This window comes from Rothia similimucilaginosa (assembly GCF_029850875.1).
Taxonomy (GTDB): Bacteria; Actinomycetota; Actinomycetes; order Actinomycetales; family Micrococcaceae; genus Rothia.
The window spans coordinates 78598-90578 of the sequence record NZ_JAOVAM010000006.1; the positions used below are offsets into that span (position 1 = coordinate 78598).

Annotated in this window: 8 protein-coding genes; all 8 read left to right on the forward strand. The window is 58.0% G+C overall.

What is annotated here, in order from left to right; translation table 11 throughout:
* Nucleotides 1-26 precede the first annotated feature (26 nt).
* The 8 genes from sdhA (at nucleotide 27) to QFX05_RS05905 (ending at nucleotide 11965) form a co-directional block, all read left to right on the forward strand.
* Nucleotides 27-1790 (forward strand): succinate dehydrogenase flavoprotein subunit, encoded by a 1764-nt coding sequence (gene sdhA, locus QFX05_RS05870; RefSeq protein ID WP_279741739.1) that lies wholly within the window; start codon nucleotides 27-29, stop codon nucleotides 1788-1790.
* 1 nt (nucleotide 1791) lies between these two features.
* The gene (locus tag QFX05_RS05875) at nucleotides 1792-2580 is read left to right on the forward strand and encodes a succinate dehydrogenase iron-sulfur subunit (protein ID WP_279741741.1); all 789 of its coding nucleotides are present in this window, start codon (nucleotides 1792-1794) and stop codon (nucleotides 2578-2580) included.
* Between the two features lie 244 nt (nucleotides 2581-2824).
* Nucleotides 2825-4075: an amidohydrolase gene (locus tag QFX05_RS05880; RefSeq protein ID WP_279741743.1), complete on the forward strand. Its 1251-nt coding sequence runs from the start codon at nucleotides 2825-2827 to the stop codon at nucleotides 4073-4075.
* Nucleotides 4076-4322: 247 nt separating this feature from the next.
* Nucleotides 4323-7544: an ornithinee aminotransferase gene (locus QFX05_RS05885; RefSeq protein WP_279741744.1), complete on the forward strand. Its 3222-nt coding sequence runs from the start codon at nucleotides 4323-4325 to the stop codon at nucleotides 7542-7544.
* Between the two features lie 96 nt (nucleotides 7545-7640).
* On the forward strand, nucleotides 7641-8384 hold the full coding sequence (locus tag QFX05_RS05890; RefSeq protein WP_314079893.1) for a MazG family protein: 744 nt from the start codon (nucleotides 7641-7643) through the stop codon (nucleotides 8382-8384).
* Nucleotides 8385-8702: 318 nt separating this feature from the next.
* The gene (gene eno, locus QFX05_RS05895) at nucleotides 8703-9983 is read left to right on the forward strand and encodes a phosphopyruvate hydratase (RefSeq protein ID WP_279741747.1); all 1281 of its coding nucleotides are present in this window, start codon (nucleotides 8703-8705) and stop codon (nucleotides 9981-9983) included.
* A gap of 173 nt (nucleotides 9984-10156) precedes the next feature.
* Nucleotides 10157-11068: a beta-1,6-N-acetylglucosaminyltransferase gene (locus QFX05_RS05900; protein WP_070686228.1), complete on the forward strand. Its 912-nt coding sequence runs from the start codon at nucleotides 10157-10159 to the stop codon at nucleotides 11066-11068.
* A gap of 252 nt (nucleotides 11069-11320) precedes the next feature.
* A complete protein-coding gene (locus tag QFX05_RS05905) occupies nucleotides 11321-11965 on the forward strand; it encodes a septum formation initiator family protein (RefSeq protein WP_279741749.1) in 645 nt (214 codons plus the stop codon).
* The last annotated feature ends 16 nt before the right edge of the window (nucleotides 11966-11981 follow it).

The following is an 11981-nucleotide window of genomic DNA, read 5'->3' on the forward strand; positions in this document are numbered from 1 at the left end:
AACATCTAAAACACAGAAAGAACATCATGCAGGTACATAAGTACGATGTAGTGATCGTCGGTGCCGGTGGCGCAGGTATGCGTGCCGCCATTGAGGCCGGCCAGCGAGTTCGCACCGCGGTACTGACTAAGCTATACCCCACCCGCTCCCACACCGGCGCAGCACAGGGTGGCATGTGCGCAGCTCTGGCTAACGTTGAGGAGGACAACTGGGAGTGGCACACCTTTGACACCGTTAAGGGCGGCGACTACCTGGTTGACCAGGACGCAGCAGAAATCATGGCTAAGGAAGCTATTGACGCTGTGCTCGACCTGGAAAAGATGGGTCTTCCCTTCAACCGAACCCCCGAAGGCCGCATTGACCAGCGCCGCTTCGGCGGTCACACCCGTGATCACGGTAAGGCTGCTGTGCGCCGCGCGTGCTACGCAGCTGACCGTACCGGCCACATGATTCTGCAGACCCTCTACCAGAACTGCGTTCGCCACAATGTGGAGTTCTACAACGAGTTCTACGTTCTCGACCTAATCCTGGTCAAGGACGAAGAGGGTAAGCCCCGCCCTGCTGGCGTCGTCTCCTACGACCTGGCAACCGGCGAGGTTCACGTCTTCCAGGCTAAGTCCGTAATCTTCGCATCCGGCGGCTGTGGCAAGATTTTCAAGACCACCTCCAACGCACACACCCTCACCGGTGACGGCATGGCTATCGCACTGCGTGCAGGCCTGCCCCTGGAGGACATGGAATTCGTTCAGTTCCACCCGACCGGCCTGGCTGGCCTGGGCATTCTCGTCACCGAGGGTGCTCGTGGTGAAGGCGGTATTCTCCGTAACGCTGACGGTGAGCGCTTCATGGAGCGCTACGCACCCACCATTAAGGACCTCGCACCCCGCGATATCGTGGCACGTGCAATGGCAAACGAGGTGCGTGAAGGCCGCGGCTGCGGTCCTCACAAGGACTACGTGCTGCTGGATCTGACCCACCTGGAGCCTTCGCACATCGATGAGAAGTTACCGGACATCACCGAGTTCGCTCGTACCTACCTGGCAGTGGAACCGCACCACCAGCCCATCCCGGTGTTCCCCACCGCGCACTACGCAATGGGCGGTATCCCCACCAACAACGAGACCGAGGTCTACCGCAACAGCGAAGAGACCATCCCCGGTCTCTACGCAGCTGGTGAGGTTGCTTGTGTGTCCGTCCACGGTGCAAACCGTCTGGGTACCAACTCCTTGCTGGACATCAACGTGTTCGGTAAGCGTGCAGGTCGCAAGGCAGCAGAGTACGCAGCATCCGCTGAGTTTGTACCCGTTCCGGACGATGCAGCAGATCGCGTTCTCAATATGCTCAACGGCATCCTCGAGGGCAAGGGCACCGAGAAGGTCGGCGCTATCCGTGCAGACCTGCAGAAGGCTATGGAAGCTGACATGCAGGTGTTCCGTACCGATGAGACCATCCGCGCAGCACTGGCAACCATCGCTGAACTGGAAGAGCGTTACCAGAACATCTCCATCCAGGACAAGGGTAAGCGCTTTAACCTCGACCTGCTCGAGGCTGTTGAGCTCGGCTTCCTGATTGAGCTGGCAAAGGTCATGTCCGTTGGCGCACTGCACCGTAAGGAATCCCGTGGTGGTCACTACCGCGAGGACTTCCCTAAGCGTGACGACGTCAACTTCATGAAGCACTCGATGGTCTACCTCGACCCCGAATCCGAGTTTGAGGGTGTCAAGGGCCTGCGATTCGAAACCAAGCCCGTTGTCTACACCCGCTACGAGCCGAAGGAGCGTAAGTACTAAAATGGCTGAAAACGAACTCCCCGAACCGGAATCCGTCAAGCTGTTTGAGGGTATGGCCGGCGGCGACTCCGATTCCATCCCCACGTACGATGTGGTCATCAAGATTCGTCGCTACAATCCGGAAGTTTCTTCCGAGGCGTACTGGGATGAATTCCCGCTGACCATGTACCGCACCGACCGCGTGCTGGATGCTCTGCACAAGATCAAGTGGGAGGTAGACGGCTCCGTCTCCTTCCGCCGCTCCTGTGCACACGGTATCTGTGGCTCAGACGCGATGCGCATCAACGGCCGTAACCGCCTGGCTTGCAAGACCCTGCTCAAGGACCTTGACCTGTCCAAGCCGATTACCGTTGAGCCTATTAAGGGTCTGCCCTGCGAAAAGGACCTCATCGTTGACATGGAGCCCTTCTTCCAGGCATACCGCGAAATCATGCCGTTCTTCATCAACGACTCGAATGAGCCTGAGCGTGAGCGCCTGCAGACCATTGAGGACCGTGCACGTTTCGATGACACCACCAAGTGCATCCTCTGTGCAGCATGTACCTCGTCCTGCCCGGTCTTCTGGACTGACGGTCAGTACTTCGGCCCCTCCGCTATCGTGAACGCACACCGCTTCATCTTCGACTCGCGCGATGATGCAGGCGACCTGCGTCTGGAGATCCTCAACGACAAGGAAGGCGTATGGCGTTGCCGTACCACCTTCAACTGCACCGAGGCTTGCCCCCGTGGCATCCAGATCACCAAGGCTATTGCCGAGGTGAAGCAGGCAATCCTGAGCCGCTCGCTCTAATCTGAGTACACGGTATCAGCTGATACAGCATTGACGATTCAAGCCGTCACCCACACCGGGTGGCGGCTTGAATATTTTTAACAGAAAAGGACCTGCTTCAAATCGTGGGGCAGAGCATTGAACGGTGCTTCGGCGGGCAGGAGCACTCTTCACAATCTGTCATAAAGTCATAGATATTCTCGAGAGCTGTCAGAAAGGGGCAGCGGGTAGGTAAACCTTGGCGGGCGGCGTTATTCTACTGTGTATGGTTTTCGCTAATTCTCGCTACGATTTGTCCACCCCCGTCTTCGACGACTGGGTGGGGCGCATGATGGGTACCCTCGTGCAGTTCCGCCGCGAAGTGCACGCCAACCCGGAACTTTCCTTCCGTGAAATTGCAACCACTGAGCGTCTCATGAACCGACTGCGAGAAGCCGGCATGAACCCCGTCGCCTGCGAAGGCAACGGCTGCTACGTCGATATTGGAAGCGGCCCCTTCGCTGTGGCTCTGCGCGCCGATATTGATGCTCTGCCCATTGTTGAGCAGACCGGTCTGCCCTACGCTTCCACCGTCCCCGGCGTGATGCACGCCTGCGGTCACGATATTCACCAGACCGTTATGCTCGGTGTGGCGCTGGCACTGCACGAGCTGAACGAGAAGACCCCGCTGGGCCGTAGCGTCCGCATTCTCTTCCAGCCCGCTGAGGAGCAGCTTCCCGGTGGTGCCGTACAGATGATTGCTCAGGGTCTGCTCAAGGACATTCCGCGTGCTTTTGCTCTGCACTGCGATCCGAAGGTGGACCTGGGGCAGATTGGTACCCGCATCGGCGCGATTACTAGCGCATCTGACACCATCAAGATTCATCTGAGCGGTCACGGTGGCCATACTTCCCGCCCGCACCTGACAGAGGACCTCATCTACGCCATGAGCCAGATTGCTGTGCAGGTTCCCGCAGTCTTGACCCGCCGTACCGACGTGCGTTCGGGCGTGCTGGTCGCCTGGGGTCAGGTCAGTGCTGGTGTTGCTCCCAACGCTATCCCCGCCGAGGGCTACCTCGCAGGCACCATGCGTTGCCTAGATGTTGAGGTTTGGCGTCAGGCAGGCAACATGCTGGATGAAGTCATCGAACAGGTTGCTGTCCCCTTCGGCGTGAGGGCGCGAGTGGAGCACATCCGCGGTGTGCCCCCGGTCGTCAATACCGACCTGGAAACCACTATGCTGGAGAACGCGGCTCGCGCCGAGCTGGGCGAAGACTCCATTGTGCTGGTTGAACAGTCCATGGGCGGCGAAGACTTCGCCTGGATGCTGCAGGAAGTTCCCGGCTCCATGTTCCGTCTGGGTACCCGTGCCCCCGGTGACCCCACCTATGATCTGCATCAGGGCGATTACGCCCCGAGTGAGCAGGCAATCGGTATCGGTGTGCGTGTTATGGCGGCAACCGCACTGCGCGCTGTCCGTTTTGAGTTGGCGAAGGCGGCGAAGGCGGCAAACCCCATCCGCGATGAGGCACGCTAAAGAGCTTTTGAAAGCTTATGCTGCAGTCTTGAAAGCGCAGCTCTATAACCGCGTTATGCCTTGAAAACTGTACAAGTTTCACCCCGTTACCTCTCACCGAGTAGCGGGGTGAAACTCTATGTACGCGATAGAATTAAAAGGATTATGAGGACATCTGCGTCATGTTCCCGCCCCCGTGCCCACACACCTGCGGAGGTTGAAGGAAATGGCGCATCATCACACGGCGCACGCCGGAGGAGGACACCCAATGAGCTTCTTTGGAATCGGCAAGAAGAAGTTGGATGAACAGTCGCGCGAAGAACAGAGCGCCGAAACTGCTAAGGTCCAGAAGGAACAGGCAAGCGAAGATGCTCCCAAGAACGCGCGACTGAGCCAGAAGATTATGGAACAGCAGCAGTGGGAGGACTCCCTGCGCCGCTTCGTGAAGTCTGAAAGCGCACGCCACCAGAACCACGACGAAGAGCAGAACGAAGAGCACCGCGCTGTTGAGGACCTCAAGCGTGCCCTCTTGCACGGCGATGAGAAGGTTGAAGAATCTTCCGCTGCTGATGAGCTGACTGAGGAACAGGAACGTCGTAGCATGCTGGCTGCGCTTGGTACTTTCCCCCAGGAATCTGAGGAGCCTGTTGAAGCTGAGCAGGTAGCTGAGGGCCAGGATGTTGAAGAAGACGCCGCCCCGGTTGCTGAGGCTGCTCAGCCCGCTACCCCCGCGTTCCTGCGCGATGACGAAGAAACCGAAGCTGAGGGCGCATCTGTCGAGGCTAAGGAATCATCATCGGCCGATGTCGAGGAACCGAAGGACGCAGCAGAGAACGCCCATTCCCAGTTTGAGGAGCATCTGCGTGCTCTGCGTGCACAGAACACCGAAGATACTGCTGCTGAGGTCGCTGAAGCGACTGCAAGTGAGGCAGAGGGAGGCGAAGAGCTTGAGGTTGTTGAGGCTGTTGGAGAGGCTGCCGACAACAAGTCCAAGAGCGATTATTCTGCATCTGAATCTGTAGCTGAGGACTCCTTGACCGTAGAAGACCTGAAGACTGCCCGCACCCGCGCAGCTGTCACCGAGGCGCAGAACGCCGGTTTGGATGATTTGGCTGCCGCCTACGCTGCTCGACTGGGCATTACCCTCGACAGCGATGAGGAGACTTTCGGCGAGGTCGCTTCCGATGAGGTAATCGCTGAAGAAGCTACTGCTGATACACCCGAAATTTTTGAGGTTGCTGAAACTGAAGAAACCGTTGACCTCACCGCTGCTTTAGCAGAAGATACAGAGCCTGTTACCGCCGCTGAGGAAGAGCAGATTGAGGCCGTCGTTGAGGCGCCCGAGTTGCTGGCATCTGAACTTACTGAGGAAGAAAACAGCGCTGAGGAGCCCGTTGAGAGTGCTGTAACCCTGCCCGTTCCACCCAAGGAACGCGCTCTCTACAGCCTGACGGAGCTCATGCACACCCGCGGTTCGGGCACCATGAGCCTGGAACTGCGCCATGTTGATGAGGATATGCACTACCGTCTGCTGCACCGCGGCCGTGAAGTTGAAACCGGCATTGTCGTGCCCGGCGTTGACTGGTTCGCACCCGTTGCGGCGCTGTACACCGAGGCTCAGCAGGCAGGCGCAACCTGGAACCGCGCGGCTGTTTCTCTGAAGCCTCATCTGGGCGACGGCCTGGAGGTTCACGCATCCTACCTGGGCGCTGCGGACGGTCAGACTATCAGTGAAAGCTTCCTGCTGGAAGGCTCCGCTGTCGAGGCTAAATCCGTTGCGACCGCTGAGGTTACCTCGCAGGATGAGCCTCAGGAAGCTGCTGTTCAGAGCGTTGACTCGGTTGAGGCTGAACGTGAAGCTATTGAGCGTAAGCTTGAGGCGGAGCGCGCCGAGAAGCAGGCTGCGAACGAGGCTGAGGCTACTGTTGAAGTCGCTGAAGAGCCTGTAATTGAGGCTGCTGAAGAGGATATCTCTTCGGGTCTGCTGACCGCCGCTGGTCTTGCTGCTGCGGCTGGTTCTGCCGTCGCTGCTTCTGTGCAGGAGAAGGAAGACGCAGAGGAAGCTGTTGAAGCTTCTGACGAGCCTGCCCAGACTGAGTTTGCGCCGGTTGAAGCTGACTTTGAGTATGACTACGAGAATGACCCTGTATTTGGCGCGGCTACCGTAGAATCCGAAACTGAGCAGGCTGAAGAGCTCACCGCCGAACCATCTGAGATTTCTGAGGCCTCTGTCCACGAGTCTGATGAGTCTGGTGAAGATATGGAAGCTGCTCTGGCCGCCATCGTTGCCAACGCTCAGAAGAAGCTGAACACTGAGGATGCAGCAGCCCCCGCAGTTGCTGAGGAAACACCCGCTGAGGATGTTTCGGCTGAGGACGTTTCGGCTGTCGCCCCCCTGGCCGCAGAGTCCTTCATCGTGGACCGTACCCAGCCCGTTGAAGAAGCTGCAGAAGAACCGGCCGTAGAGCAGACCGAAGAGCCCGCCCTGCCCGCGTTCCTGGACGATTCTGAACTGCTGCCTGAGCCCGAGGCCTCCGTTGCATCTGCTGAAGCGTACGCTGAGGAACCTGCCCTCGAAAATGTTGAGTCTGCCGATGAGAGTGCATCTGTGGCTCCCGGCTTGGCTGGTGCTCTTGCTGCAGCTGCCGCAGTGGGTACCGCCGGTGCTGCTGCGAAGGCTACCGAGGCAAAGGCTGCTGGCGTTCAGGAAGAGCCCGCTGAGAAGGTTGCTGAGCTCAAGACCGTTGAGGTGACCCCCGCAGCCAAGATTGCTGAGGCTCCCGCAACGGTTGCATCCGCCTCCGAGGCCACCGCTCAGGCTACCCCTGCAGCACCGGTTGCAGATGCGGCACCCGCTGTGGGGACCATCCCGGTTGCCCTGCAGGAGAGCACCCCGGCAGGTATCTCCTCCAGCATCTCGGCATCCGCGCTAAGCGAGCACAACCAGTTGCCCACCATCGTGGCTGAGCCGGACACCCCCTCCGTGGCGGTACAGAGCCCGCTGGCTCCCTCGGAGACTCAGCTGGCATCCGGCAATCTGGTGCTGACTCAGACTCAGGTCGCTCAGCGTCTGGCACCGGTCGTCGAGCATCTCTTCGGTGAGAACGGCACCGCAAAGGATGCCACCACCGTGCTGATTCGTGTGCGTGCTCTCGGCTCCTATTACGATGCCCTAACCCACGTGCGCCGCAACGGCTTCTGGGAGCAAGTCCGTACTTTCGAGCTGATTCCTGAGACGCTGATGGATATCCCGGCACTAAAGACTGACTCGTACAGCGAGGGTGAGGGCTCGCCGCTAGCTATGAGCCTGACCTTCACCCCGGGTGTGCCAGTTCAGGCGGCATTCGATTATGCGAATGAGCAGGCGTTTGTTACCTACCCGCGTCCGCTGGATGCTGAGCGTTATGTCGAGGAGCTGCGTATGTTCCCGCGTCTGGGTTCGAAGATCCCGGCTCATATGACGAGTGCGCTTTCGCACTGGAACCTCTAACCCCGTGTAAAGTGCGGCGCGCCGGCTCTCCGTGTGGGGGTCGGCGCGGCGTGCTATGTTTGTCTTTTTTCGATGAGGAAGGTTGTTATGGCTGAGATTCCTGGTACTCCTAATCCTGAGACTTCTGCGGCGCAGAATATTCATGACACTGCTGCCCGTGCCGCTGAGGTCTTCGGTGCCCTGGTGGAAACTATGGCGCTGCTGCGCGCCCCGGGTGGTTGCCCGTGGGACGCTGAGCAGACTCACGTCTCCCTCATCCGCTACCTGGTGGAGGAAACCTACGAGGTTGTTGAGGCCGTAGAAACCGGTGGTGAGCCTAATATGCCGTTGCTGTGCGAAGAGCTGGGTGACGTGCTGCTGCAGGTGGTGTTCCACTCCGATATTGCTGCGGCGAACCCGCAGGGCTTCGATATTGTGCAGGTCGTTGAAGGTCTGGTGCAGAAGCTTCGTTCGCGCCACCCGGATGTGTTCGAGGCTGGGTTTGAGGGTTCTTCGGAGGCGCCCCGTACCGCGGCTGAACAGCAGGCGGCCTGGGACGCGTTGAAGAAGAAGGAAAAGAGCGAGCGCGGCGCGTTGGATGGTGTGCCGCCGCATCTGCCGGCGCTTGCTATGGCGGAGAAGACTGCGTCGAAGGCACGTAAGGCAGGTATTATTTTGCCGCCGGAGCCGACGAGCATGGATGATGACCTGCGCTATATGCACACTGAGGAGGAGTTCGGTGAGTTGCTGTTTGCGTTGGTGAGCCGTGCTCAGCGTAACGGCCTGGATGCTGAGCGCGCCCTGCGTTCGTACACTCGCCGCTATATTGCTCAGCATACTCATGATGAGCCGAGCTACTAGACACGCTGGTCGAGTTCTTCTCGAGGTGCTTTGAAACCTGTCCTCTGAGGGAATAAGAGGTTTCAAAGCACCTTCTATTTGTTTGGGCTCATGTTGTGCTTTGAGCGGGTACCCACACTCTCTTTCTGTGGGGAAGCGTAGGTCTTGTTCCGCTTTGTAGCGCACGACTAATGGTTATTGAGACCTTCATTAAGGCAGCAAAAAAGCGGTGGCAACTAGTGTGTTTGTGTGGGACTTTTGCTAAAATTTAGGGGACGCGACTTGTCCACTACCGGGTGAGCCGTTCACATCCTTGACATCCCAAAAGGAGAACAATTCATGGCTGTTATTACCGCAGTTCACGCACGCCAGATCCTGGATTCCCGTGGCAACCCGACCGTTGAGGTTGAGGTTCTGCTCGAAGACGGTGCTTTCGCACGCGCAGCTGTGCCCTCGGGCGCATCCACCGGTGAGTGGGAAGCTGTTGAGCGCCGCGATGGCGACAAGTCCGTATACCTGGGCAAGGGTGTTCTGGGCGCAGTGAAGTCTGTTATCGAAGAAATCGCTGAAGAGGTCATCGGCATTGAGGCTTCTAACCAGCGCGCTGTTGACGCAGTCATGATTGCTCTGGATGCAACCAACAACAAGGGCAAGCTGGGCGCAAACGCAATCCTGGGTGTCTCTCTGGCTGTTGCTAAGGCCGCTGCTGAGTCCGCTGACCTGCCCCTGTACAAGTACCTCGGCGGCCCGAACGCTCACGTTCTGCCCGTCCCCATGATGAACATCCTCAACGGTGGTTCTCACGCAGACTCCAACGTTGACATCCAGGAGTTCATGATTGCTCCCATCGGCTTCGACAACTACTCTGACGCTCTGCGCGCAGGTGTTGAGGTTTACCACTCCCTGAAGTCCGTGCTGCACGACCGCGGCCTGGCAACCGGCCTGGGCGACGAGGGTGGTTTCGCACCCAACCTGGAGTCCAACGCAGCTGCACTGGACCTGATTGTTGAGGCAATCGAGAAGGCTGGCTACAAGCCGGGCGAGCAGGTTGCACTGGCACTGGACGTTGCTTCCTCCGAGTTCTACAACGACGGCGCATACGAGTTCGAGGGCCAGAAGAAGTCCGCAGCTGAGATGAGCGCATACTACGCTGACCTCGTTGCAAAGTACCCCCTGGTTTCCATCGAGGATCCCCTGGACGAGAACGACTGGGAGGGCTACAAGACCCTGACCGAGCAGATTGGTGATAAGGTCCAGATTGTCGGTGACGATCTGTTCGTGACCAACCCCGAGCGTCTGGCTCGCGGTATCGAAGAGGGCGCAGCTAACGCTCTGCTCGTGAAGGTGAACCAGATTGGTTCGCTGACCGAGACCCTCGACGCAATGGAGCTGGCACAGCGCCACGAGTACCGTTGCATGGTTTCTCACCGTTCCGGTGAGACCGAGGACGTCACCATCGCTGACCTGGCTGTTGCAACCAACGCTGGCCAGATCAAGACCGGTGCTCCCGCACGTTCCGAGCGCGTTGCTAAGTACAACCAGCTGCTGCGCATTGAGGAAGAGCTGGGCGAGGCAGCTGTTTACGCTGGCAAGTCCGCATTCCCCCGCTTCAAGGCATAATAACGCTTGAAGGTTGCGGGATGTTCTGCTGAACGTCCCTGAACAGGCCGGGTCGAACCCGATACATCGTGATGTAATTCATCACGTCATGTATTGTGGGTCGGCCCGGTTTTTCCTTGTCAGCGCCATATAATCAGCCATATACGTTCACTCACGCATCACATAGGAAAATCATGACTGTCTGCTATCTCATCCTCGCCCATAAGTACCCGGAGCAGTTTAAGAAAATTGCTCGACATATTCTGAATTCTGGTGGGGTATGCGTTGCCCACATTGATAAGAAGGCCAATCTTGACGACTTCTACGTCGAGGGTGTGTCTTACGTTCGTGAGCGTGAGAACGTGCGTTGGGCCGGTTACTCTGCGGTGAAGGCAACTCAAAAAATGCTTGCCCAGGCTTTAAAGGAGTATCCGGAGGCAACTCATTACGCATCTATTACGGGGCAGTGCTATCCTGTGCGTCCTCTTCGCGAATACGCTGATTTTCTTGCCCGGCCCGAAAATCTGGAGCGCTCCTGGGTAAGCTTCTACGCTCTGGCTCCCGGTATGCGAAACTACAAGCTGGTTCAGTACCGCGAATACAAAGACTTTGAAGGCCTGCTGCCTGAAGGGATTATCCGCAGGGGCGTACGCAAAGTGTATTACAAGATTTCGAAGATGTTCCCCCGCAAGAATTTGCCCGTCCAGTTTTATCAGGGCTCGGCCTATTGGACGATTTCTCGTTCGGCTGCACTTCAGGTGATGGACTTTTTGAAAACTCCGAAGGGCCGAGAGGTTACCAAGATTTTCCGTTCTGCCCCTATGCCTGACGAGATGTGGATGCAGAGTGTACTCCTCAATACGCCCGCTCGTGAGAGTGTTGAGGCATGGGCAACCGATGGTCAGCTGGCACCGGGCACAAAGCATTCGGAGAACCACGCAAATCACCATTACATCGACTGGAGCGGGATGGGAGCTCACCCTGAGGTGCTCACCGAGAAAGATCTCCCTGTCATCCTAGAATCAGGAAAGTGGTTTACGCGTAAGGTTGAGCCCCAGGCATCTGCCCAGCTCATTGATGCTCTGGATGCCATCCAGCGCGGATAATGATGGGTTCTCCCCTTCAATTCAGGGGTGCTTTTAACGAGGGGCGACGCTATCTCCGTTGGGGGTAGCGTCGCCTTTTGCTCTACCTGGGTGGATGTCAGCACCCCACCCGAACACATAGCGAAAAAGCCCGAAGGTCTTTCAAAACGGCCCCGGAAGTAGCTCCAGAGGGAACGCTCAGGTGAGTGTACAAACCCGGGTAGAATATGAAGGAAGCGTTTAGCGGTACAGAACGGAACGAAGGATAGAGCAATGAGCCAGCGAGCAAACCAGCAGCCCCGGTCGCACTCAAAGAGTTCCACCGGACCCGCTCAGGGCACTGTCTCCTCCAATGCGCCCCGTGGTGCCGCGAAGCAAGCCCGCCCCTCCCTGGTGAAGAAGGTAAGCGCTCTTTTCTTCGGTGTGGGTTTGAACAGGCGTCACCCTGAGCGTGAACGTCAGGCTCAAGCTCGTCGTGAGGAGCGTGCCCGCCGCCGCGCCGCTGAGCAGCAGGGCCGTGAAGAAGACGGATACGACGCCCCCGTGGCAGCTCACATGTTCTCTGGACGTAGCTTCCTCACTACTGTTGTGGTGGGTGTGATTGCGCTCGGTACCGCATACCCGGTGGTTACATACATTGAGCAGGACCGGGAAATCAAGCAGATCAACGCGCACATTTCTCAGCTACAGCAGGAGAACGCTCAGCTGAAGGCAGAACAGACCTGGTGGAATGACGAGAACTATGTTCGCCAGCAGGCACGCAGTCGTCTCTACTATGTGAACCCTGGCGATACCCCGTACGTTGTCACCGGCATTACCGAGGATTCTTCGAAGGCGGACGGTACTTCTGCGAACGCGAAGGACGCCCCTGAGGAAGCCTGGACCACGAAGGTTTGGAATTCTCTCGAGAAGAACTAGCCCCAGTCACCGGCAG

Excerpts from the sequence above, each read along its gene's own strand:
- QFX05_RS05900 (WP_070686228.1), top strand. The coding sequence starts at position 10,157 with ATGACTGTCTGCTATCTCATCCTCGCCCATAAGTACCCGGAGCAGTTT.
- QFX05_RS05875 (WP_279741741.1), top strand. The coding sequence starts at position 1,792 with ATGGCTGAAAACGAACTCCCCGAACCGGAATCCGTCAAGCTGTTTGAG.
- QFX05_RS05905 (WP_279741749.1), top strand. The coding sequence starts at position 11,321 with ATGAGCCAGCGAGCAAACCAGCAGCCCCGGTCGCACTCAAAGAGTTCC.
- QFX05_RS05885 (WP_279741744.1), top strand. The coding sequence starts at position 4,323 with ATGAGCTTCTTTGGAATCGGCAAGAAGAAGTTGGATGAACAGTCGCGC.
- sdhA (WP_279741739.1), top strand. The coding sequence starts at position 27 with ATGCAGGTACATAAGTACGATGTAGTGATCGTCGGTGCCGGTGGCGCA.
- QFX05_RS05880 (WP_279741743.1), top strand. The coding sequence starts at position 2,825 with ATGGTTTTCGCTAATTCTCGCTACGATTTGTCCACCCCCGTCTTCGAC.
- eno (WP_279741747.1), top strand. The coding sequence starts at position 8,703 with ATGGCTGTTATTACCGCAGTTCACGCACGCCAGATCCTGGATTCCCGT.